The sequence below is a fragment of the Jejubacter calystegiae genome, from assembly GCF_005671395.1.
Lineage (GTDB): Bacteria > Pseudomonadota > Gammaproteobacteria > Enterobacterales > Enterobacteriaceae > Jejubacter > Jejubacter calystegiae.
In genome coordinates, this window is sequence record NZ_CP040428.1 from 843,856 (window position 1) to 868,431 (window position 24,576).

The window sequence follows — 24,576 nt, forward strand, 5'->3', positions numbered from 1 at the left end:
CCGGTTACGATGATGTGGCCTGCCCGGTCGTCCGGGCAGGCCAGAATTTCAGGCGCCAGGCCAGCAGTAACGCCAGCGCCGCCAGCCCCGATGCCGCAAGGTAGATAGAGGCAACTCCGGTCCAGGCCATGATCAGCCCGGCCAGCGGCCCGGTAATCCCTAAAGACAAATCCATAAATACCGTATAGGTCGCCAGCGCGCTGCCCTGATTTTGCTGCGGCACCGCTTTCACCGCCACCACGCCTAATGCCGGGAATACCAGTGAAAAACCGGCACCGGCCAGCAGCGTTCCCGCCTTTGCCATCAGCGGCGACGGCGCCAGACCGACCAAAAGCAGCCCCAGACACTCTACGCTAAAGCAGATCATCGCCACATTCAGGCCCCCCAGGCGATTAATGCCGTTGGGGAACAACAGTCGGGTGCCGACAAAAGCGCAGCTAAACAGCGTCAGCGCAAAGGCGGCGCCTTCCCAACCACGGGCGTCGTAAAACAGCGTAATAAAGGTGGCGATAGCTCCAAATCCGGCGGATCCAAAGGCCAGCGCCAGCCCAAATGGCCACACCTTACCCAGCACCGCCCGGAACGGCAGCGATTTGCCCTTACTGGCCGCTACCGCCGGGCGCGGCAGGGCCAGTACCACCGCCAGCAGCGCTACGCCCATAATGATCGCGGCCAGCAGCGACAGCCCGCCATAGTGCCAGATCCAGACCCCCAGCGGCGCGCCCACGGCCATGGCCCCGTAGGTGACAATACCATTCCAGGAGATTACCCGGGCGATATGAGGCGTTCCCACCAGTCCCACGCCCCATAGCGTCGAGCCGGTCCCGGCCAGGCTCTGCCCGATGCCCAGCGCCACCCGTCCCAGGCACAATAGTCCCAGGCTCAACAGCGGCCAGCCGCGGGTTTGATCCGCCAGCAGATAACCCAGGCCGCTCAGGAAACAACCGCACAGGCCAAGAATCACCACCTTTTTAGGCCCCAACTGGTCGGCATAGCGCCCGGCATGGGGGCGACTTAACAGCGTGGCGAAGTATTGCAGACTGATGGCAAGCCCCGCCCAGAAGGCGCTGTAGCCCATCCCTTCGTGGATATAACCGGGCAACACCGCCAACGGCAAGCCGATGGTGAAATAGCTGGCAAAGTTAAAAATAACAACGGAAACGATCCGCACATTAAGGCGCCACCCGCTCAACGCGGGCTCGCTTGCCTGATCGGGCATGAAAGTACCACTGGTTTATACGACAAAACGCCCAGTATAAACGCAATCTTCAGCAGGCGACTGCGCGTTTTTCAGATATCATCCGTCGTAAATGCGCCAGATATCGCTACACTTTCTGGCGCCCCACCTGCTACCACTCATAGAAAAGGATTGATGATGTCAGGCTATGACCCTGAGAAAGCCGGGCTGCATATGCTGCAGAAGCTGGCGGCGTTGGTCATTATTGTGGCCGGTATCCGCGCAGCGTCGGATATTATTGTGCCGCTACTGCTGGCGGTATTTTTTGCTATCGTGCTCAACCCGCTGGTGGTCTGGTTTATGCGCCGCGGATTGCAGCGCGGCCTGGCGGTCACCGTGGTGGTGATTACCATGCTGATCCTGATGTCGCTGGTCATTGGCGTGCTGGCCAGCTCGCTCAATGAATTCGCTACCCGACTGCCCGAATTCAACCAGATGTTGACCGAAAGAGCGCTTCAACTGGAACGGTTGATTCCCGGTAATCAGCATCTTTCGCCGGAACGCCTGCTACAGCGCATGGATTCCGAACGAATGGTCTCTTTCGCCACCACCCTGATGACCCAGCTTTCTGGCGCCATGGTCAGCGTGGTGGTGCTGGTAATGACCGTCATCTTTATGCTGATGGAAGTGCGCCACATTCCCTATAAGCTGCGCTTCGCCCTGAATAATCCGCGGATTCACATCGCCAGCCTGCACCGCGCCCTGAAAGGGGTGAGCCACTATCTGGCGCTCAAAACCCTGATGAGTCTGTTAACCGGGATAACTACCTGGATGGGGCTGAAATTGCTGGGGGTGGAGTTCGCACTGATGTGGAGCGTGCTGGCCTTTCTGCTGAACTTTATTCCCAATATCGGCGCGACTATCTCCGCCATTCCCCCCATGATACAGGCGATGCTGTTTAACGGCTGGTACGAATGCCTGATGGTGGGCGCGCTGTTTTCCGCCATTCATATGGTCATCGGCAATATGATAGAACCAAGGGTGATGGGCCGTCGTCTGGGAATGTCAACGCTGGTGGTTTTTCTGTCGTTGCTGTTCTGGGGTTGGCTGCTGGGGCCGGTGGGAATGCTGCTTTCGGTGCCGCTAACCAGCGTCTGTAAGATCTGGATGGAGACCACCAAAGGGGGAAGCAAACTGGCGATTTTGCTGGGCCCCGGGCGCCCGAAGCAGCGCCCGTTGCCATAACGCGTTATTTCAGATTGTTGGGGAAATCCGCAGGCAATTCGCTAGCCGGGCAGTTGATGACGCTGTCGTCATCTGCCCCACAGTCGCGAACGAAGGTAATGGTGGCGAACTCATCGATAACTTCGGTGGGATACGCCGGGCCCGCTTCGCGATACGCCTCCATCTGCGCAATATGGTCGTTCTGGAAGCAAACCGTTTTTTCCGGGTTATTCATCACCCAGCGCGGGAAGAAGATGGTGCCGTGGAACAGGCGATCGCCCAGGTTCGCAATCAGGCTGACGTCGGTCCCGGTCGGCTCAGTCCAGGAAATTTTATAGATATTCTCTCCCACCCGCACAATATAAGCATGCTGATCTTTCACCCAGCGATTACCGACAATCCCGCTGTGAATGCGGTAATCCAGGGTGCTGGCGTTTTTTACGTAAATTTCGTAATTCCAGCCGTTATCGTAGGTATACACCAGATGTTTGCCCACAAAACCGCTCAGATCCTGTTTATCGAAGTTGCTCATGTTGTACCTCCTGATGAATTGATGAGATAAGAATACCTCTTCACTTTTTGGGTGAATAACGCTAATTTTTCATTAAATTCATCGGATAATTAAATCAATTATGCACAAAACAACCCTTGAGCAGTGGGCGCTACTGGAAAAAGTAGTCGAACTGGGTAGCTTTGCCCGGGCGGCAGAGGCAAGCAACCGCAGCCAGTCATCGGTCAGTTATAACCTGAACCTGCTCCAGGAAAGGCTTGGTGTGGCGTTGCTACAGCCACAAGGGCGCAGGGCGGTGCTGACTCCGGCGGGAGAGCTGCTTCTTGCCCAGGCCAGGCCACTGCTCAGTGCCTTTTACTATCTTGAATCCCGCGCCGCCACCCTGCGCGACGGCGTACGCGCTCGCCTAGATCTGGTGGTGGATGCTATTTATCCCCGCGCCCGATTGTTCAGACTGCTTAAACGCTTTCAGCAGTTGCACCCCGCCACCCGCATCCATCTGACCGAAGTGCTGGAATACGAACCGCTAAGCGCCGATGCCGACGTAATGGTGCTGACCCGCCGTCAGGACATCAGCGGTCGCGGTCAGTGGCTGATGAATATCGACTTTGTGGCCGTGGCGCATCGCGATCATCCCCTGAGCCATATTGATGAACCGCTTAGTGAAGAGTTGCTTGCCCGCTACCCTTTAATCCAGATTGCCGGTCGCGATCCCCGGGAAAGCCCTGACCACTCACCGGGGGAAAACTGGATCTTTTCGACCATTGATGCCGCGACTGAAGCGGTACTACACCAGGTGGGCTACGGCTGGCTGCCGGAAGAGCGTATTGCCGGGCCGCTTGCCGACGGCACCCTGCTTCCGCTCCCCCTCAGCCACGGAGCGCGTCGCGCCACGCCGCTACACCTGCTGGTACGCCAGGATCTCACTCCGTTGGATGCCCCGGTTGCCACCCTGCTGCGCCTGTTTAACGAAGCCTGAACCGCACGACTGCTACCCTTATAGGTGATAATTCATCAGACATGAGGAGCAGCAGCATGTATATCGACCTTTCCGGAAAGCGCGCCCTGGTCACCGCCTCTACTGGCGGAATAAGCCTGGCGATTGCGCACGGGCTGGCGGAAAGCGGCGCCGAAGTGATCATTAACGGACGCAGCGATGACTCGGTGAACCACGGTCTGGAGACGCTGCGCTCGGCGCTTCCGGCCGCGAATCTACGCGGCGTGGCGGCGAATCTGGACAGCGCACAGGGCGTTGAAACCCTGCTGAAACAGGTCGCCGGAGTAGACATTCTGGTGAATAACGCCGGTATCTACGGCCCGCAACCCTTTGATGAGGTCGATGACGCCACCTGGGATCGCTTCTGGCAGACCAACGTGATGTCCGGCGTGCGCCTTTCCCGAGCCCTGCTCCCGGCCATGATGACCAAAGGCTGGGGCCGGGTGGTGTTTATCTCCTCCGAATCGGCCCGCAATATCCCCGCCGATATGATCCACTATGGCGTTAGTAAAACGGCGCAACTGGCGCTGTCCCGCGGGCTGGCGAAATATGCCGCGGGCAGCGGCGTCACGGTCAACAGCGTACTGCCCGGGCCAACGATGTCGGATGGATTCGAAGCAATGATGCAGGAAGAGATGGCCAAAACCGGTAAGTCGCTGGAAGAACTGGCAAAGGCGTTCGTAATGGCCGAGCGGCCCGCCTCAGTGATTCAGCGGGCCGCCACGGTAGAGGAAGTGGCGAATATGGTGGTATACGTCTGCTCACCCCAGGCCTCCGCCACCTCGGGCGCCGCCCTGCGGGTGGACGGCGGCGTGGTGGACGATATCGTCTGACTCAGGAGAGCGCCACCGGCCACTGATTCAGACTGATGCCGCGCTGGCGGGCGTTCTCGCCAAAGTCGGCCAGAACCGCCTTTACGTCGGGATCCATCCAGCTGGCATTATCGTGTTCGACGATCACCACGCTGTTTTCCGGAATCTCCGCCAGCAGATTCTGCAGGCGCGGGTTGTGCATGAAGGTCAGGTTCTGCTGAAAGCGCAGCACATAGTGGTCATCGTAGCGGGTAAGCTGCAGCGCGTTACGATGGCTCTTATAGATGCTGTAGAGAATCTGCGTCGCCAGCCCCAGCCCGATCCCCGCCAGCATGCCAAACAGAATGATGCCGACAATGGTGGTGATAAAGGGAACAAACTGCTGGGCGCCCATGCGGGCATGGTCGACAAACAGCCGCGGCGACGCCAGCTTATAGCCGGTATGCAGCAGCACCGCCGCCAGACTCGCCAGCGGGATCAGGGAAAGCAGACCGCTGAACCAAAGACCGCAGATCAACAGCAGCCCGCCATGTATCAGAATAGAAAGCTTCGACTGCGCCCCGGAACTGACGTTTACCGAACTGCGGACAATGACCGCGGTAATCGGCATGGCGCCCAACAGGCCGGACAGCAGATTACCCACCCCCTGAGCGCGTAGCTCTTTATTGGGCGACGGCGACGGATGCTGGGGACGCAGCTTATTCAGCGCCTCCTGGCTGAGCAGTGTTTCCAGGCTCGCCACCAGCGCCAGGGTCAGTGCCACCACATAGACCGATGGATTCTGCCAGGCCGCCCAGTCCGGGCCTTCCAGTTCGCCGATCACCCCGCCCAGGCTGGCGAATTCAGGCAGTGAGATACGCGGCAGCGCGGCAAACCACTCCGGCGCCACGCGCTGGGTCACCAGCGTCGTCACCACCCCTACCAGCACCGCGATCAACGGCCCCGGGATCCAGTTAACCGACTTCGCGCGGCGGATAAACGGCGTGGACCACAGCCAGAGGATCAGCAGCCCGCTTCCGCCCACCAGAATGGCAGGCAGCGAAAAGGCGAAGCTGCCGGTCAGCAGCTCTCGCCAGCCGTGTTCGCCCGAAGCCCGTAGCGCCACGGGGATCTGCTGAATAATCAACAGAATGCCTATCGCCGCCAGCATTCCTTTAATCACGCTTCCCGGCACCAGCGAAATAAAGCGCCCGGCACGAGCCACACCCAACGCAAACTGAATCACCCCGGCCAGCACCAGCGCCAGCAGGAAGGCGGAAAATGATCCCAGAGTCTCCAGCGAAGCGACCACAATGGTGACCAGCCCGGCGGCCGGTCCACTGACCGCGAAGCGCGACGGACTCATAGCCGTCACCACCAGACCGCCGATCACCCCGGTCAGCAGGCCGACGAAGGGGGGCAGGCCGCTGGCCTGCGCGATGCCCAGACAGAGCGGCAGCGCGACCAGAAAGACGACCAGCCCGGCGGGAATATCCTGACGCAGCGTACTCAAGTTCATGGGGACGACTCCTCTGCGGTTTGTTCTATCAGGTCTTTCAGGTGGCCGCTGCCCAGCTCGTAGACGCAGCCGTACAGCCCCAGCGCCCGACCGCTGCGCCAGACCTCACGCACCGGTTCGCAGGCCGCCAGTCGGGCAAACTGGATAAGGACATTTGCCTCCACCAGCCGTTTATGGCGCTCGGCCTCTTCATCTTCCGAGCGATGAAACTGATCGATATCGTCACCCAGAGCGCCGCGCAGGCTGGCGATACGGCGGGACAGCGCCGAATCTTCATTCGCCAGCGGCAGTTCGGGAAGGGCCAGCGCCGCCTGAACGCCGCCACAGCCGTAGTGGCCGCACAGCACCACCCGCTCCACTTTCAGGTTGTACAACGCGTACTGCAGTACGCTCATAAAATTATCGTCCGAACTATCGACCATATTGGCGATATTGCGATGGACAAACAGCTCGCCGGGATGAGAGCCGGTCAGAACCTCTGCCGGTACCCGGCTGTCGGAACAACCAATCCACAGTGAATGCGGCTGCTGCTGATGCACATATTTCTCAAAATAGTTTGGGTCCCGTTGACGGCACTGAAGCGCCCAACTACGGTTTCTGGCTAACAGGGGTTTTAACGTCGTCAAAGCGTGCCTCTTTAATTCGGAAATACCTCTTCGGCCTGGTCATGCGATAATGCATGGCACATTGACTACAACGTGCATTTCCACCAGGCCACAACTGCGAAAAATAAGGTGTAGCATCTTTCGATCATTAATTAGCCTAAGATTTATCCTATAAACAAAATTAATTTATTTATGTCATTTTACTTAAATTTAATGTCTATTTTTCGTAAATTCACAAAACTGCAATCGTTATCACTGAACGCTCTACCAGCACTTTAAAAACATATAGTTAAAAGTATTTTCTTAACTAAAAATTAATTATCATTCGTTATAAAAATGACTTTCGTAAATTTATTTAAATAACCAATCATTAGATAATCTTATTTCACCTTCACTTTTATGGTTATTGCTCGCGACAGTTTCACCTGAACCCAATTTTCAGTATAAAAACCATTAACACCCTTTCCGGTGGGAATTATCAGCCGTACTTATTTTCCCTCCGATTTTATTAGAATTGCTAAAGGAGATTCACGATGTCCCGAAAGCTGTTACGCGTTTCCCTGCTGGCCGCGGGCCTGATGCTGGCGGCGCAAAGCCAGGCCGCCGTCACCTATGGCGAAAATCTGGAAGGGTTCGACTATCCCTGGCCTTTACATCACTTTGACTTTCAGTCCCAGCAGCAGGAGCTGCGTATGGGCTACATGGACGTCAAACCTGAAAAGCCCAATGGCCGGGTTGCCGTGCTGATGCACGGTAAAAACTTCTGCGGCGCCACCTGGGAAGGCACTATCAAAGCGCTGACCGACGCCGGTTTCCGGGTTATCGCGCCAGACCAGATTGGTTTTTGCACCTCCAGCAAACCGGACTATTACCAGTACAGCTTCCAGCAACTGGCAGATAACACTCATCACCTGCTGGAAAAACTGGGCGTGAAAAAGGCCATTGTTATCGGTCACTCTACCGGCGGAATGCTGGCTACCCGCTATGCGCTGATGTACCCGCAGCAGACCGAAAAACTGGTGATGGTCAACCCTATCGGGCTGGAGGACTGGAAGGCAAAAGGGGCGCCTTACCGCACCGTGGATCAGTGGTATGAGCGCGAACTGAAAACCAGTGCGGAAGGTATCAAAGCCTATGAGCAGAAGACCTACTATATGGGGAACTGGAAGCCGGAATATGACAAGTGGGTCGATATGCTGGCCGGGCTGAACGCCGGGCCGGGGCATAAAAAGGTCGCCTGGAATTCGGCGCTTATCTACGACATGATCTTCACCCAGCCGGTCTGGTATGAATTTAAAGACCTGAAAGTACCCACCACGCTGTTTATTGGCACCGGTGACACCACCGCCATTGGCAGCGATATTGCGTCGCCGGAAGTGAAAAAGCAGCTCGGCAACTACCAGGTACTGGGGAAACAGGTGGCGAAGATGATCCCCAATGCCCGACTGGTAGAATTCCAGGGTATGGGCCATGCGCCGCAAATGGAAGATCCGCAAATGTTCCACCAGCGACTGCTTGACGATTTGGGTAGCAAGCCGTAAAGAATAATATCTGACGCTCCGAAGTCGGGGCGTCATAGATAACCCCCAATATAATAAGAATAAAAAATGAGTATTGTTTCTGAATATCAGGCAGAGAGTCTCCAGGAAGTCGCACAATACTTTAGAAAGAAACTGCAATTTGAAACCGACTGCGCCGATGTTCATAGCGCATTCGCCAATGGCGATATCGACTTTACCCTGATTCACGCCGTCGGCAGTGAAGAAGCCTTTCGTCAAAAGCATATTCCTGGCGCCATGCACTTCCCACATCGATTAATGACCGAAAAGAATCTGGCCGACTGGGACAGAGACGCACTCTATGTGGTTTATTGCGCAGGCCCCCACTGTAATGGCGCCGACAGGGCGGCGATGAAAATGGCGGATCTCGGTTTTCGGGTTAAAGTGATGCCTGGCGGCCTGACCGGCTGGGCGGACGAGGGATTCGCATTCGCGGGGGAATAATTCACCAGACCTGACAATAATAAATCGTCACGGTATTAGAGTCAGGAACCTTTTTTGTATTCGATCATACTTTTAAAGGTTCCTGTATTAATTCATTTTCTTGTTGACCTTTCATCTTTTTATTTTCAGGGCTATCGAACATTAAAAATAAAAAAGAAGTTAATGGATAACATAAAAACCATGACGAATAAATTTAGCCAGATAAGGGCATGCGATATCAGTCCGGTTTATCTTTGGCTAACGGATGGAACCAACTAAATTTAATTTCCACTTAATAATCAAATGGATACCAAACATAAAGCAACCGTCCAAATTCTCTGCGCCATCAAATAGTTGCTTTTCAGATGCACTTTATGTTGCCATGTCGTTACCAGATACCGCTTAAGGTTAACGTTATGGCAACATTTTCACTTGCAACACATCCGCTGATTCAGGCACCGATGGCGGGAGTCTCTACACCAGAGCTGGCGGCAGCGGTGAGCAATGCCGGGGCGCTGGGCTCCATTGGTCTGGGCGCCGCTACGCCTCAAAAAGCCAGAGAGATGATTCAGGCGACCCAGGCGCTGACCGACAGACCCTTTAACGTCAATCTGTTCTGCCATGCTGCCGCCCGCCGCGACGCCGGGCGCGAACAGCGCTGGATTAACGCCCTGACCCCGGAATTTAGCCGCTTCAACGCCCTTCCCCCCGGCGAATTACGCGAAATCTACCAGAGCTTTATCGATAATACGGAAATGCTGGCCGTGCTGCTGGAAGCGCCTCCCGCCGTGGTGAGCTTCCACTTTGGACTGCCGGACCAGCGTGCCCTTAAGGCACTGCGCCAGGCCGGTGTCCACACCTTTGCCAGCGCCACCAGCGTGGAAGAAGCCGTACAAATCGCCGAAGCGGGTATCGACACCGTTATCGCTCAGGGCGCCGAGGCAGGTGGCCACCGCGGGATGTTTGACCCCGACGCGCCCGACGCTCTGACCGATACCCTGTCGCTGGTGAAAGCCATTCGCCAGCGCTGCCAATTACCGATTGTCGCCGCCGGTGGCATGATGGACGGCGCCGACATCGCCCGGGCGCTGGCAGCAGGCGCCTGCGCGGCTCAGCTCGGCACCGCTTTTGTCCCCTGCCCGGAATCCTCTGCCGATGTCCACTACCGGGAAGCGCTCAGCAGTGAACGGGCGCAGTATACTGCCCTCACACGCACCATCTCCGGGCGCCCGGCTCGCGGCATTATCAACCGGCTGCATATCGATGCGCCTGCCAATGATGTGGCCGACTACCCGGTGGCTTACGATATCGGCAAAGCGCTGCATCAGGCCGCCAGCGCCAAAGGATGCCACGACTACGCCGCCCACTGGGCCGGAACCGGTGCTCCGCGCTCGCGCGCCATGCCTGCGGCGCAGTTGGTGGAAACACTCATACGGGAAAAGGACCGCTATCAATGATCGGATCGCCCTTGCCCACCCCGGCAGGGGTTTTACTATTTCGTCCACTTCATCCAGGCAAAGATGGCCGATAATAAAACACTAAACGGGTTAACAATATCTATCACAATCATTGATAAAACTACCCCAGAATTTTACCACCAACCAGAGATATAATCCCAAGTATTCGCAGACATCCATGTACTCTATCCATCGATAATATATACAGGACATCTTCACATCAGATATTCCCACTAAAACAAAATAATTAACATGAAAAATCTCATAACTGGCGCTCGTTTATAAAATAAAAATGTCCTGAGAAGATAAGCCCAGGATGTCTGTTTACCTCTATTCCATCGCCCATAGCAGTAAACCTTTCCGGTTTTGGCTTAAGAGCAAAGCCTGACGCCAGCCTTTCATTAACAAAATATTACATATAGAAAAATTTTTTTGTTGATAAAATAAATTTTCTGTTAAAGACTCATCTTTAAATTTACCCCTCCATTAATTAACAACCTAATAATAACAAAAACCTGAGGATGAAATGAACAATGTAATTGATATCAAGGCTCTGAAGGCAATCCATATCCTTACTACCTGTGGAAGCGTCACTAAGACAGCCGAGCTACTTAATGTCTCACCGGGAACGATAAGCTATATACTAAATAAAGCCAGAAAAAAGACCGGTTCAGCCCTTTTCTTTCGTACCCGGAACGGGATGGCTCCGGACAACATTGCCAAAGAGCTAAGTCAGTATTATCAATCGATAACAAACAAGATGAAGCAAATCCCTCTCGAAAACCGTAGTCTTACGATAAGCACTTACTCCCTTATTGAATTGCTAATTTCAGCAAAACTGAATGTTTCAGGAAAACTTCCTGCCACGATGAAATTTTCCGCCCCCGATTTCAGCGAAGAAATCAGGCTGGCCCGTTTGCGTAATAAAGAGATTGACTTAGATATTGGTACACGACTGCCTAACGATCATAGCATTATTCAAATTGAATTTATGTCATGCGACACCTGCATCGTGGCAAGTAAAAGCCACCCAACCATTAAGACAAATTTTACGATGAGTGACTGGGAGAGTAATCAGCATATTATCTGGTCCCGCAGTATGGGTCTAACCTGTAATGATTTCCAACACGCTAATCGCTTCAACGAACTCATTAACAAAAGAAATGTTGCCATTATATCCAGTAACGCGCTTAATATGATTGCTTTATGCGCTTACAGCAATTATATCATGTTAATGCCTACGTTAATTATTCAATATTTTGAAAACAGGCTCCCCATTCGCATATTCACTGCTCCCCCCGAACTCAAGATGCGCTTTGATTGCTACCTGCATTATCATCATTCTCTGGCAAACAACGCCAGGCTATCGAGTATCCTGAACGAGATACAAAACACCATACAGTCAAAGTCAACCGCCACTGGTCTATGAAACATCATCCCAACTAATAGAGTATCTGGAGAGTCAGGCTATTTAACAGGACGCCGCAACGCATTACTTGCAGCAATATCAAGGATCGCCGATGTTAGCCCATAAACGTTATCCACTTATTAGCATTGAAAACAATGGTAATTTTCACTGTATTGGACAACTGTACTCCCCGCCTAAAAGCAAGCTGCCTACCGGCGGCCAGATAATGCTCAGCATAAAGCTGCCTGAAGCGACGGAGAACATGTCTTCTCAACAACTTCAGAAGCTCATTTCCAAATTCACAACCAGTGAAACAATCCGCTTTACCTTGAATGGCAGTCGCTATCAGGCCAGGCATACGCATGCTCAGCTCCGTCTAAGCCATCAGGAAACTCGCGACAGTATAAAAAATATAGTGCTACTGGACTGGGCCGTTTACCTTTTCCCTTGAAGGCCGTCAGCTTTGTGCCAATATTAACCACATGCGCATATTTCCCGATAGCCATGTTCCCGTACAGGATAACGGTTATTGAGCCAGCCACTGTTCCAGTACGCCAGCATTGGCATAACCCGTAAACATTGCGCTATATGCCTCAAAACGCGTCGTCACTTCATTAACCTGGTTATTGTAGTAGTCACTTTCTGCCGTCAGTACATCAAGCAGGGTTCGGGTATTTAGCTGACGCCACTGCTCAAAGAAATCCCGCCGGACCCGATCCGTGGCATTGACCAAACGATGGTACTGTTCCGACTGTGAAAGATACGTCTGTGAGTTATGGATAGATGAACGAACCTTGCTACTGAGATCGATTCTTCGCTCATCAATTTTCTGCCGGGCCTCCTCGGCACGCAAGGCAGCCGCTCTTTCCTGAGCGCTGGCCGATCCTCCACGGAAGATTCCCCAACTCAAATTAAGATAAGTTTGCCAGGACTCTTCATAGGCTCCGTGGTTAATCGGTACCGTTTTTTTCACCACCCAGTTCACCTTCGGAAGATTTTGAGCCTTCACAGTTTTGGCCTGCTCAATGGCAGAAAGCGCTTCGTTTCTCGCCTGAATAATTGAAGGATGGCTGTCGAGCACTTTCATCAGCTTTCCGGCATCATTGATGCGGAGATCCCAGGCAAACTGCGGCGGCAGTCCGCTATAATTAACCAGGCCGGTCAGTTTACGCAGTGCGATTTCAGCGTCCTGCACTTTCGACATCGCGGCATCCCTTGAGGCTTCCGCCTGCAAAAGCCGGGCCTGCGCCTGGGTCAACTCACTCACGCGACCGGCATCGACTTTACTGATATCGCTAATCATATTCACCAGGCGCTGCATACGCTCCACATAGGCCTGACTAAGCTGCGTGATGATTCTTTCCTTCGCCAGTTCAGCCAGCTGCGCGCATACCTGGTAGGCGATATCTTCCTGAGTCGCATCGTAATAGGCCGAGGCGGCCTTTGCCGTGTACTCTTTACTGCGGATATTTTTACTATTGTATCCCCAGTCAAAAACCGGTGTCGTCATACTCATGCTCACACCGTTGGTCATATCTTCTCGATCGACGCGCTCACCGGAGCCAAACTGCACCGGATTAGACTGAAGCCCCACATCAATCTGGGGCAGACGCTGCCCCCTTGCCTGATCGATATCAGCTTTGGCGGCTTCATAGCTGCTTTGGGCCTCACGAATCTGTGGGGTATAGTTTTTCGCCGCCTCCACCATTGAGGAAAGATAGCGTTTAATCACCCGGCTTGAGGCTTCATTATTCTCTGAAGCCAGCTCCAGGGAAATCGTATCTTCAGGGATGGGTCTTAACCCATTAAGCGAATAGGTAAAATCGCCTTTTTCCGTCGGCGTTACCTGGTTTGCCGTCGTTTCTTCTGCTGCCACCGGCATCGTCTGCCGGTGATTATTCCCATCCGGTTTTTTTAATAGAAAGCTCGCCTGAGCCGTTGCCTGCAATAATACCGAAGAGATCAACATCGCAATGGCACAAATCTCTTTCCCAGCCAGTTTTCCCATGGTCATCACTCTGAATCTTATCGTTCTCTGAACGCTTCGCGCGCCTTATAAAGCGGCTTAAGGAGGTAATCAAGAATGGTTTTCTCGCCGGTTTTTATTTCAACCCTGGCTATCATCCCTGGAATAATCGGTAAAACCTTGTCCTTAACATGCAGGCTGCTTGAATCGGTCAATACCATTACCTGATAATAGGTATCATCAGGGCGGCCGCGCGCCTGCTGCTCTTCATCTTTCAGAGTGCCGGGGCTGATTTGCTGAACCACGCCTTTAAGCCCGCCGTAGATACTGAAATCGTATGCTGTTATTTTGACCATAGCGGGGAGCCCTGGATGCAAAAAGGCTACGTCGGAAGGTTTGACTTTTGCTTCAACCAGCAGTTGATCCTCCAGAGGAACAATCGTCATGATGTGCTCCCCGGGCTGAATAACGCCACCGCGGGTATTAAAGCGGATATCCTTAATCGTACCCCGGACCGGAGCTCTGATGGTGGTGCGTGTCAGTACATCTTTTCTGCCGACCAGCATCTCCTGCGCCTGGGAAAGTTCAAGTTGAAGATTAGCCAACTGGCTGTTCGCATCGGCTCTGAATTTACTTTCCTTTTCAACAATCTGCGATTTCAGATCGGTTGCCTGTCTACGAGTGCGTAACAGTTCCACTTCCGACATCAGCCCCTGCCTGACCAAAGGTGCAGCCAGGTCAATTTCTTTCATGGTTAACTGATAGCTGTGTTCCAGCGCCGTCACGCTCTGCTCCAGATCGCGTTTGCGGCTGTTGTAAGCGTCCGTTTCCTGTTTGATCACGTTTTTATCCGTAACCGAGGGTCTGAACGTCAGCGGTCGGTTATAGGCTTCAGCCGTCAGACGATCCACGGCGGCCTGTAGACCTATCACCTTAGACAGGGTCTCTCTATAGTTTGAATCCGAACGAGTCGGGTCAAGCTTCAACAATACCTGCCCTTTATCCACCGTCTGGCCTTCACTGACCTCCATATCTGCAAGGATCCCGCCTTCCAGGCTCTGAATAACCTGTTCCCGGCTTTTTGAAATCACCTTCGCGTCACCCTGGGTTATCTCCTCGACCCGGGCAAAGTGCGCCCAAACCAGGCCAATCACGAAAAGGGCGCCGATAAGCTGCAAAACTAATTTCGATTTTGGTGTTTTTTGAGCCAAAAGCGACTCCCGAACGTCATTCATGAACGCGGCATCTTCCGGTGAAAGCACCTCTTTCCTTTTCATGGCTTCACCTCCCCCGTCGTACCATCCGCGGGCATGACGGTTACATCTTTCCCGGGCATCGACGGTCGCACATCCTGATTAGCTGGCACCTTAGTTTGGGTTACCTGCACCGTGCCGGGCCGCGCCACCGCGCTACCAGACAGCGTCGCCATCACCTGCTCTTTAGGGCCATCCGCCACGATCCTGCCCTCATCCACCACGACAATACGATCGATAAGCGACAGCAGGGATGGCCGGTGAGTAACCACGATAATGGTCTGGTTATCGGTCGCTTTTTTCAGGTGCGCGATAAACTGATTCTCAGTCTGCATGTCCATTGAGCTGGTCGGCTCATCCATCAGGAGAACCGTGGGCCTGGCGATAAGGCTGCGCGCCAGAGAAACCAGTTGCCGCTGTCCGCCAGACAGGCCGTCCCCCATTTCCCCAATCGGAAGGTTGATGCCCAAAGGATGCTTTGCGGCAACCCGATCCAGCCCGGTCAGCTTCAGTACCCGTAGTAGTTCTTTTACCGTCGCGGAGGGGTTACCAATCATGATATTTTCACGCAGCGACCCATAAAACAGCCGAGAATCCTGCCCGACAAAGCCCACATGCGCGCGCCAGTCCGCGGGATCGATCTGCGTAACGTCCAGCCCATCGGCAAAAATCTGGCCACCGGTGGGATCGTACAGGCGGGCGATCACACGCAGTAGCGTCGACTTTCCGCTACCAATCTTGCCCAGAATCGCAATGCGCTCACCCGGCTGAATGCTAAGGCTAATTTTCTTCAATACCGGTAATGCAGGCTGCATGGGAGGAGCCGGATAGGCAAAATCAATATCCTTTAGTTGGAGCCTTCCTGTTAATTCCGGATTCGGCAGGTAGTCGATACGCTCATCGCGATCGACCGGTTTCAACATCAGGTTATTGAGGGATTCCAGCGCTACCTTCGCCTGCTGGAAGCGCACGGCCAACCCAACTATCTGTCCAAGTGGCGCCGTCGCCCGGCTGGCCAACATGACCGTACCAATCAAGGCTCCCTGGGTCATGACGCCGTTGCTGATAAGGTAAACGCCCGTAATAACAATGATGACGGTTTGTATCTGTTGGAAGAAGGCAAAGCTACCGGTAGCCAGCGCAGAAAGACGACGGGATTTCATACTGGTTTCCGCCGCCAGAGCGCTGAAGTTTTCCCAACGCCTTTGCATATAGCCTTCACCACCAACGGCCTTCAGTGTCTCCATTCCTTCAATGGATTCGATGAGCACTCCCTGCTTAAGAGAGGTTTCCCTGAGATTCTCTTTCATCGTTTTGGCCAGCGGCCACTGAATCAGAAGGCTAATCGTCAAAATAATAGGCAGCAAAATCAGTGGAATCAGGCCTAAGTAACCGCCTATGGTAAAAATAACGCCGATAAAGAAGAACACAAAAGGAAGATCGGCCACGGCAGAAAGAGTCGCCGAAGTAGCAAAGTCGCGCACCGATTCAAATTCCCGGAGCTGATTAGCGAATGACCCCGATGATGCTGGCTTATACTCCATTTTGATCGAAAGCATCTGGCGGAATAGCAGCGTCCCCAGAATGAGATCGGCCTTTTTACCCGCCACATCGATTAGGTGCGCGCGAATATAGCGGGCAAAAGCTTCAAACAGCATGGCTATGGTGACGCCGATAGCCAACGACCACAGCGTCACATAGGCCTGATTAGGGATAACCCGGTCATAAACGTTCATCGTAAAAAAGATGCTGGCCAGCGTCAGAATGTTAATCAGCAGGGTGCCAATTGCCGCACTACGGTAATAGCGCCGATAGCGCCACAGTGTACCTAATAACCAGTGCCCTGCAGGAACCAGCTCAGGCTCCTCCACCCGCCGATCGGCTTTAGCCTTAAGCTTCAGGAAAATCGCAAATCCTGAATAAATCTCCAGCATCTCTTTTGCACTAAGTACAACCGGATCGGCGCTGATCTCCGGCAAAATAATTCGATACAGAACTTCTTTACTGGCTGGATCCTGACTCTTCTCTCTCCCAAGGAAAACACAGCCACCGCAATTTCCTTTACGTAGCAGGATAACGGGAGCCAGCTGCTCCGGAATCTCCGTAATGTGGCGTTCAACAAGACCTGTGGAAAACCCAGCATTCTGCAATGCCGTTAATGCATGGGCCGACGTAAGGAATCGACCTCTGGGGATTCCTGCCATGAGCGCATTATCCGAAGCTTCTGTTTTGTAATAGCAGCACACCCAGGAAACACTCATCAGCAAAGAATCGTCGATGGTTACCTTTTCATCAACGTTATTCTGGCCAATACCTTCAGCCTCTTTCATATCCATTGCATAAACATCCGATTTATCGTTATACGAACTCTTTTCCGCGTTGGCTCAAAAGTCAGAAGAAGAGAGCGGTGCTTTCGCCACTTATGTTGTTTTTTAATTGACGAAGTACAATGCCAGAGATACTGTTCAATTTTTTTACTTTTGATATTCCAATAAATAGAATTCTATCGGAATGAAAAGCTAATCTACTGATAATCCATGAATAAATGCTTGGGGATTATTTTATCAATGCTATTATTCTGGTATTTAAAATTCATCCCCCAAACACCTAACTCCAGGGATAAGAAAAAACGCCCAGATGAGGAAAAACAGTCGCGACCTCATGGAGAGCCAGTCCATAACAAGATAAAATAGTTTTAAGTCATATAGAAATGACATTTTAATTATTTGGTATGGCAATAAAACAAGCATTCAATTATGCTATTAAAGCATGAGCTATATAAGCTCTGCTTGTTACAATAAATTGTTCATCGTAACCTTTTTAACCACTGCTATAGCAGTGGTTTTTTTCCATTAACTAAAATTTAATTTTCTTATATCATACATTATTACCACCAGATTCCTGGATATAATGCTGCTCGCATGTAATAAATCTATTTTTATTACGATACCCCAATTTCCTGATAATTCGCCCTCGATAATCACTAACGCTTTTTTTCGAAATATTCATTAATCTGGAGATCGAATCATCACCATATCCATTAATCAGAAACATATACATCATATTTTCACGATGGGTCAAACGCGACTGTATACAATCAATATTGATTTCACAGGTAACATTGTTTTTTACATTTTGTAGCGACCCTGAAACCTCCTGAAGGCTGGCATGGGTTCCAAACAAATTAATCGAAGGGTTCTTTATCTCTTGTTTTAATAATCGGTAAGCGAAGTCATCAGCAAATACAAATGGCGTATCCACTTTTAAATAAATTCCCTGAGGCTGGTGTAATCCGGATAAAAAATGACGCTCGGTTATATACTGATATCTGATTTTAACGTCACTCCAGGCAATCTCTTCAACCATTTTTTGAATACCAAGCCAGTAATAAGCATTATCACTTATTACTATGATTTTCAGCTTTTTCCCGTTACGCATTATAGACATAGAAACCCCTCATAATATTGAACGTCAAAACACCCTGGATAAATATCTTCTGAAAAAAAAATAAAGACAACATGAGGAAATATGATTGAAAATCATAAAAATTCAAAAAAACTAATCCTTCGCGGATTTTTTACAATCCTGATTCTTTATATGAAAATAAATATATTTATCGCAATTATCCATGACATCAATCAGCCAAATCAATTCATTCCTTACATTATTATCCCGACCATCCCACTGCTCCAGCATAGCTATAATTTTATTACGCATAGTACTGATACTTCGACGATGACAGGACGCTAACCATTTATCACTAACCATAGCCTGGCTCTCTCTTCATTCATAACTCCAGAGTTCAATCATCGCGAGAAGTAAAAACAATCATACAGTCAGAAAACGTCTCTAAAAATAAATTTCCCGATCATATCCCAGTACTTCTATAAATCAACGAGCTATGTTGCAATGCTTTCACGTCAGCGCCACCATACATCTTATGAAAAATCATCATTAACATAAATAATATAGCTAATAAAGAAAATAGCAGCCATTTATACTTTTGCTTTATTGGAAGATCTTTATCATTTTCATCCTCCAGTATTGATAACTGTTCAGACTGCTCGATAATATTTAAATAATCTGTGTAAGGCTCCGGTAATACGAGTGACTTTTCCTGCCCAACCTCGCCCAGTAAATTATAAATAGCCCGGCGCGTAATCTTTTTACCGGAAAGACTGTTCTGAAGCGAACTCAACAGGAGCAGCCGCCCCAAAGTAACCAACCTTTTAGCCTGCAGTGGTGAGATATGAACAACAGCAACCACCGCCTTTATCTGGTACTCTTCTGGCATCATTGTATTAAAAAAAGAGCTAATACGGGCATTAGCATCGTTCTCCTCCATAATCCCAGCCACTGTTTTCAGATTAACTCGAGGTTCCACTAAAGCTTTCATTGAGTTTAAAAAATAATCTGATGCGTAATTATTATTAAAATACGTTTGAAGCTGCTCCATAAAAAATGAAATTACACCCTCAAGAGCCAAATTAACATCTTCACTATTCATCTCCAGTTCTCTGGAGGTGGCTTCAATCAGCTCCAGCCCCTTCTTCTTACCGATAAATTCAATTATATTATTCATTCGACCTACCCAAGATATCATCCTAATCAGCCGCCGCAGTATAAAAAACAGCCCATTAAGAATATTGAGTACAAACAACTCAGTCAACAATATTATAATAATTCAAGGGTAGTTTTTAAGGAAACCGAAAGAGAGTCAGTATTGGAGTAGGGAACATTGATCGTATGCGAATACACTATCTTTTTCAAAAAAATAAAAAATGCCGGTTACAACCAGCATTTTTTATTGAAATATAATGCCTCAGTTATTTATTATAACTGCGAATTACAACGCGACGATCGGGCGCATAACACATAATTTTCTGTCGGCGTTCTAACCCTTCACAACCACTAGCTACAGGTTCCTGACTACCCGTCGTCATTACACTGATGTCATGTCCAGCCAATCCCGCGCTCATTAACAGCGCTTTTACCGTACTGGCTCGCCTAAAGCCCAAATCCAGGTTACTCTGCTCGGAGCCAATAGGATCGGTATGTCCAATAACCATCACTTTTGCATGACTCTTGTTGATCAGATTCCCAGCCACATCTGAAATTTCACTACGTCCCCCTGTTTTAATATTCTGCTCAGCGTATTTACCAAAATCGAATAAAACATCGCCTGACAAAACATAATCCGTATACAGATATTGACAACGAGTCACTTCCGAAGCACGAGAAACAAGAACATCCTGCAATCGGGTTTTCATCAATAGGGGAGTCGCTTCACGCTTTTTCAGCATATGCAACGAGCTTCCCATATCTTCATCAACAACAAAGAAGTACGTTTTTCCTCCTTCCAGAGGTACCTTACTCTGCCGTTGCTGCTTACCGGCATATCCTGGTTCATCCTTTAGCCAGCTACCCAAAACATGGACTCCCGGCCTCAAACAAAAAATGCTATAACTACCAGGGATCAGTGCGGTCTGAAATTCACCATCGACATAAATATTGGCATTATTCTGATCCTGGATATTAACACTGGCAGAACGGAAATATACAACCTGTGCCTGGTCTGGGTTAACATCAGGTACTCCCTGATATATTTTTTCCAGAGCGTTGCCATCAGCAGACCATGCCGTCTCAGTCACCAGAGCCAGGCTACAACTTAATATCATAGCAACCATTAATAATTTTACGGATAATTTATGCATTCTATACTCCGAATTTGTTTGTCGAAGGCTAATCGGTATTATCAATTAACCCCATTCGCTTATTTTCAGGAGTGCTGTAGCTCAATGCCCTGCTGTACCAGTAATTCGACGCTACTGCTATTTGAATGATAAATCTCATAAACTACGCCGCCTGCAGTAACCTGACCGGCATCAGACCAATCCTGCCCACCACCTAATGAAGTAGAATTCAGCTCAACTCTGCTGCCCGCATCACCCACGATGGCAACCTGTTCTTTGCCATCGGCAATCAATAGTTCCCGGGAGGCGTCAAACAGCAGCGCATCCAGACTCAGTGACACATGATGACCATGCACTTCTATAACACCGTCGGAAGCCTGAATGGAATAATCCTGCTCGGTTGAGAACTGCGAATTTTCTTCCAAAATAGCGGAGGTTGCGCTTACCACTTCGCTGCCAGATGCCACTTCAGCATCACTGCCCCAGTTAAAGTTGTCGACGCGAGTGATCACGTCGCCTCCCACGGCCGGTGCGGTTTCAATGGTCATTGAGGCAATAATTTCCCCCTCTCCGGCAGCCCAGCTGATTGTTTGCAGGCCATTATCATTAGACTGATCGGGCAATGCTTCGCTATGGAGCAGATTGCCATCAGCATCGTAATAATTAACGGTACTGCCAGCCGAGGCGGAATTAACGTCAAAACTCACAGCAGAAGTCCCTGTTCCAAATTCGAATTTCGTTACAGAATTTTCAATGAGCATCATCGCCTGACTACCCATCTCCGCAGGCGCAAAGAAGGCGATGCCTTTACTAGAAATTTCAGTAAAAGCGTTCTGATTTTCACCATCACATGGCCCACTGACAAATGTCACACTCAGGCCGCTGTCGAGCTTCAGAGTGTCGCCTTCAGTGTTAAAAATATGCTGAGTCACCGATTCAAAATTTTCACTACCCGACGTTAAAGGAATACCGCTGGTATCAACAGTAAAATCAATGGGTTCTGACGATACGCTTTGGTTACCTACCTTATCGACCACAACGGAAGAAAAACTGTGATCGCCATCTTTCAGCGACGTTTCCGGCGTGTACGACCAGGCGCCATTTTCACCTACCGCAACGGATCCAATCACCTGTCCGTTATCGGAAATAATCACCGTTGCTCCCGGCTCCGCGGTGCCATCAAAAGTCGGTTTATTGTCATCGGTAGTATCGCCGCTATTAATAACCCCAACGGTATCGCCAACATCATCGAGAAGTTTCGTCGTCGCCACATCCGGCGCCATCGTATCGATCTCGACAGGAATCGGTTTTGAGGATGGCCCAACATTCCCCGCATCATCAACCGCGACAACTTCAATATTGTGCTCGCCGTCCCCCATCGGAGTCGTCGGCGTGAAATTCCACTGGCCGTTATCATCGACCTGTGCGCTACCAATTTCCTTCCCGTTATCAGAAATAACGACGACCGTCCCCGGTTCAGCTTTACCGCTCAGTGACGGCATATTATCGTTAGTCACGCCGCCATCGATCTCTGTCCCCGAACTATCCGTAACGACAACATTATCCACTGCCGCCGGAGCGACAGTATCGATCACCACGATCACACTGTCTGATGGTTCGGATCTATTGCCATTCCCATCAACGACAACAGCGGAGATCTTATGAGAGCCGTCAGACATAGGCGAGTCTGGCGTAAACGCCCAGTTACCGCTTTCATTCGCAACCGTAGAACCAATAACGGTGCCGTCGCTATCCATAACGATAACCGTATTGCCCGGCGCTACGCCGCTGCCGTTAAAAGTTGGCTTGTTATCATCTGTCACGCCACCATTAGCGATCTTTCCCTGTATACTTCCAACATTATCAATAACGGAATCCAGCTTGCCGGGATTAACAACAACATCAGGCGTAATGTCAGCCAATCTATGGTGGCTACCATCATTGTTATTATGATGCGCCAGTGCGATACCACCAGCCAGGGCGCCCAGCGCCCCCACCCCCAGCAGGCTCCACAACAGAGCATGATGATCGTCATCATCCTCCTCGACCAAACCATCAGCAAAGCCGGGAATACTTTCGCCGCCCAATGCCAACGGTATAGCCGTATCAGCAGAGACAGAGTCGCTTTCCTGCCCAATAGCGGTTACGTAGTTATAGTATTGCCCGTCCTCTCCCTTACCAACCAGTTCGCCACCGTTCAGATAGTAGTCACGAATAATCAATTCAGGATGTTCGGGATCTCCCCCTTCCAGACTGAGGTATAAATCATCGCCAACGCGTTTAATAGTAATATTTTCTGGCGCAACCCCATCGCCCTGCTCAGCAAGAATATATGTCCCATCTTTGATGGCATTTAATATGATAGGTTGGCCAGTTTGCTCTTGTGGTAAAGCCATGGTTTTTTCTAATTTCTTACCATCAAGCACCACAACGTTAACGGTTTTGGTCTCCACTAACATCCTCCTGTTAAAATTCTTTCCAGCAATCGCTACTCTGGGCTTCCTGCAATGGCCATCGACTCATTAACAAAAGTTTATATGGTTAAATGAGATATCCATCAGCAGATTATCATTTTCTGACACAGCATATCATGGCTTTAATCTGTACATCGTCGAAAGATATAAAAAAACAAAAAACAAAAAATGAAACCCCCAAAAGGCATTGATTCAAAATATAATCAGCACTTCGCTAAAAACATAAATACATTTTTCGAAATTTCCAAAAAACAGACCTGCAACCACTTAACTGTATGGTATCATTAAAATTGAATTGCCGTCTTTATTATATATTCAATAATCCACAACCATGAAATCCAGAGAAAAAAATAGGATTAACAATATCAATGACTTATAGTGTTTAAAAAGGCAACTTTAGAAAATTAAAAACACTATTCAATAAAACCCCATGACACATAGTTATGCCGCACGGTAAAGTATAGCTAACAATAAGGGATACGTTCCAGGGATACCCATAGCCACCTAAGTCACGGGTTCTATGTGAAGATACTTCAAGCAGGAAGACAATGATGAACTCAAAAGAATTTGATCTCAATTCGCTATTAATCCTAAAAGCGGTTATCGAATGCAAGAGCGTGACTGCTGCCGCAAAGAAAATGGCCATGTCTCCTTCCTCTGTCACCTATGCTATCAACAAAATTAGAAAAATGACTTCAAACCCTATCTTCACACGCTCCAAGAATGGAATTACTCCCACCACCCTGGCTCTGGAACTCAACAAGCGTTACACTAAAGCAATAGCAATGATTAATAGCGGACTGGATTTTAACGATAATGCAAAGTCACTTGAAGAGTACCGAAGCGTCACCGTAAGTACCTATACGATCCTGGAATTATGGTTTTCGTTATTTACATACGAGAATAATCGACGGGATGGACTAAGCCTGAATTTCGTTAAGCACCCGGCATCCGGGGAAAAACGACTTTCTCAGCTGAGAAATCACGAAGTCGATCTGGACATCGGTGGCCTCCTTCCCAACGATACATCGATCATTTCAAAAAAATTATTCTCATCACGGTTTAAGGTCCTGGTCAGTAAAAACCATCCGACAATCAAAGATACCCTGACACACGCTGATTGGGAAAGAAACGAGCATATAAGATGGATTCTGCCACCTGATGAGACAATCATTCAGGCAGGCGACGCGAATCAGGTCGAGGAGCTGTATAACCGAAAGGTAGGGCTGAGCACCGGCAATGCGCTGAATGCCATTATGATGTGTACAATGTCCGATTATATTATGCTAACACCAGAATATATGGAGGGATTTCTGACAAAGTATCTCCCCGTAAGGCTTTTTGAGCTTCCTTTTGAAACAACGATGACTTCTACGGTATATGCGCATTTTCATCGCTCCGCCAGGCGTAAAGACTTTATCGGAACCTGTATTAATGCACTAAGCAAAATGGGAGATCCGATTCCGGAGGACTCACGGTAACATCAGCTGTTCGCATAAACCCTATGGCCCGTTCGTTT

At 50.1% G+C, this 24,576-nt stretch carries 20 protein-coding genes; 9 read left to right on the forward strand and 11 right to left on the reverse strand.

Going from position 1 to position 24,576, the window contains the following annotated elements; translation table 11 throughout:
* Window positions 1-4 precede the first annotated feature (4 nt).
* Window positions 5-1,219 (reverse strand): MFS transporter, encoded by a 1,215-nt coding sequence (locus tag FEM41_RS04030; RefSeq protein ID WP_138094680.1) that lies wholly within the window; start codon window positions 1,217-1,219, stop codon window positions 5-7.
* A 156-nt stretch (window positions 1,220-1,375) separates the two neighbouring features.
* On the opposite strand from FEM41_RS04030, the gene FEM41_RS04035 reads away from it, so the two are divergent.
* On the forward strand, window positions 1,376-2,422 hold the full coding sequence (locus FEM41_RS04035; RefSeq protein ID WP_138099104.1) for an AI-2E family transporter: 1,047 nt from the start codon (window positions 1,376-1,378) through the stop codon (window positions 2,420-2,422).
* 4 nt (window positions 2,423-2,426) lie between these two features.
* Here the strand turns inward: FEM41_RS04035 and FEM41_RS04040 are convergent, their stop codons facing one another.
* Window positions 2,427-2,933 (reverse strand): phenolic acid decarboxylase, encoded by a 507-nt coding sequence (locus FEM41_RS04040; RefSeq protein ID WP_138094688.1) that lies wholly within the window; start codon window positions 2,931-2,933, stop codon window positions 2,427-2,429.
* Window positions 2,934-3,033: 100 nt separating this feature from the next.
* Here FEM41_RS04040 and FEM41_RS04045 point away from each other — a divergent pair, with 100 nt between their 5' ends.
* Both FEM41_RS04045 and FEM41_RS04050 read left to right on the forward strand, forming a co-directional pair.
* A complete protein-coding gene (locus tag FEM41_RS04045) occupies window positions 3,034-3,891 on the forward strand; it encodes a LysR family transcriptional regulator (protein WP_138094690.1) in 858 nt (285 codons plus the stop codon).
* A 56-nt stretch (window positions 3,892-3,947) separates the two neighbouring features.
* The gene (locus tag FEM41_RS04050) at window positions 3,948-4,742 is read left to right on the forward strand and encodes an SDR family NAD(P)-dependent oxidoreductase (RefSeq protein WP_138094692.1); all 795 of its coding nucleotides are present in this window, start codon (window positions 3,948-3,950) and stop codon (window positions 4,740-4,742) included.
* A gap of 1 nt (window position 4,743) precedes the next feature.
* Here FEM41_RS04050 and FEM41_RS04055 read toward each other — a convergent pair whose 3' ends face one another.
* Window positions 4,744-6,213 (reverse strand): SulP family inorganic anion transporter, encoded by a 1,470-nt coding sequence (locus FEM41_RS04055; protein ID WP_138099105.1) that lies wholly within the window; start codon window positions 6,211-6,213, stop codon window positions 4,744-4,746.
* Between the two features lie 2 nt (window positions 6,214-6,215).
* The gene (locus FEM41_RS04060) at window positions 6,216-6,845 is read right to left on the reverse strand and encodes a carbonic anhydrase (RefSeq protein ID WP_138094694.1); all 630 of its coding nucleotides are present in this window, start codon (window positions 6,843-6,845) and stop codon (window positions 6,216-6,218) included.
* Between the two features lie 557 nt (window positions 6,846-7,402).
* On the opposite strand from FEM41_RS04060, the gene FEM41_RS04065 reads away from it, so the two are divergent.
* The 5 genes from FEM41_RS04065 (at window position 7,403) to FEM41_RS04085 (ending at window position 12,122) form a co-directional block, all read left to right on the forward strand.
* Entirely contained in the window at window positions 7,403-8,365 is a 963-nt protein-coding gene (locus tag FEM41_RS04065; RefSeq protein WP_421805400.1) for an alpha/beta fold hydrolase, read from the forward strand.
* Between the two features lie 66 nt (window positions 8,366-8,431).
* The gene (locus tag FEM41_RS04070; RefSeq protein WP_138094699.1) at window positions 8,432-8,827 is read left to right on the forward strand and encodes a rhodanese-like domain-containing protein; all 396 of its coding nucleotides are present in this window, start codon (window positions 8,432-8,434) and stop codon (window positions 8,825-8,827) included.
* A 395-nt stretch (window positions 8,828-9,222) separates the two neighbouring features.
* On the forward strand, window positions 9,223-10,263 hold the full coding sequence (locus tag FEM41_RS04075) for an NAD(P)H-dependent flavin oxidoreductase (protein WP_138094701.1): 1,041 nt from the start codon (window positions 9,223-9,225) through the stop codon (window positions 10,261-10,263).
* A gap of 526 nt (window positions 10,264-10,789) precedes the next feature.
* Window positions 10,790-11,692: a LysR family transcriptional regulator gene (locus FEM41_RS04080; RefSeq protein ID WP_138094703.1), complete on the forward strand. Its 903-nt coding sequence runs from the start codon at window positions 10,790-10,792 to the stop codon at window positions 11,690-11,692.
* A gap of 91 nt (window positions 11,693-11,783) precedes the next feature.
* Window positions 11,784-12,122, forward strand: a complete 339-nt coding sequence (locus FEM41_RS04085; protein WP_138094705.1) for a hypothetical protein — start codon at window positions 11,784-11,786, stop codon at window positions 12,120-12,122.
* A gap of 75 nt (window positions 12,123-12,197) precedes the next feature.
* On the opposite strand, the gene FEM41_RS04090 is transcribed toward FEM41_RS04085, so the two are convergent.
* From FEM41_RS04090 to FEM41_RS04120, 7 genes are all read right to left on the reverse strand, one after another.
* Window positions 12,198-13,679, reverse strand: a complete 1,482-nt coding sequence (locus FEM41_RS04090) for a TolC family protein (RefSeq protein ID WP_168198757.1) — start codon at window positions 13,677-13,679, stop codon at window positions 12,198-12,200.
* A 17-nt stretch (window positions 13,680-13,696) separates the two neighbouring features.
* On the reverse strand, window positions 13,697-14,914 hold the full coding sequence (locus FEM41_RS04095; protein ID WP_138094709.1) for an HlyD family type I secretion periplasmic adaptor subunit: 1,218 nt from the start codon (window positions 14,912-14,914) through the stop codon (window positions 13,697-13,699).
* Window positions 14,911-17,226 (reverse strand): type I secretion system permease/ATPase, encoded by a 2,316-nt coding sequence (locus tag FEM41_RS04100; RefSeq protein WP_138094711.1) that lies wholly within the window; start codon window positions 17,224-17,226, stop codon window positions 14,911-14,913. Before FEM41_RS04100 ends, FEM41_RS04095 begins: the two co-directional genes overlap by 4 nt.
* A 541-nt stretch (window positions 17,227-17,767) precedes the next feature.
* Complete coding sequence (locus tag FEM41_RS04105; RefSeq protein WP_138094713.1) at window positions 17,768-18,337, reverse strand: helix-turn-helix transcriptional regulator; 570 nt, start codon at window positions 18,335-18,337, stop codon at window positions 17,768-17,770.
* 421 nt (window positions 18,338-18,758) lie between these two features.
* A complete protein-coding gene (locus FEM41_RS04110; RefSeq protein ID WP_138094715.1) occupies window positions 18,759-19,472 on the reverse strand; it encodes a hypothetical protein in 714 nt (237 codons plus the stop codon).
* A gap of 244 nt (window positions 19,473-19,716) precedes the next feature.
* Window positions 19,717-20,604, reverse strand: coding sequence for an OmpA family protein (locus tag FEM41_RS04115; RefSeq protein ID WP_138094717.1), 888 nt, complete (start codon window positions 20,602-20,604; stop codon window positions 19,717-19,719).
* Between the two features lie 65 nt (window positions 20,605-20,669).
* A complete protein-coding gene (locus FEM41_RS04120) occupies window positions 20,670-23,036 on the reverse strand; it encodes an Ig-like domain-containing protein (RefSeq protein WP_168198758.1) in 2,367 nt (788 codons plus the stop codon).
* A 569-nt stretch (window positions 23,037-23,605) separates the two neighbouring features.
* On the opposite strand from FEM41_RS04120, the gene FEM41_RS04125 reads away from it, so the two are divergent.
* A complete protein-coding gene (locus tag FEM41_RS04125; protein WP_138094721.1) occupies window positions 23,606-24,538 on the forward strand; it encodes a LysR family transcriptional regulator in 933 nt (310 codons plus the stop codon).
* Window positions 24,539-24,576: the final 38 nt, after the last annotated feature.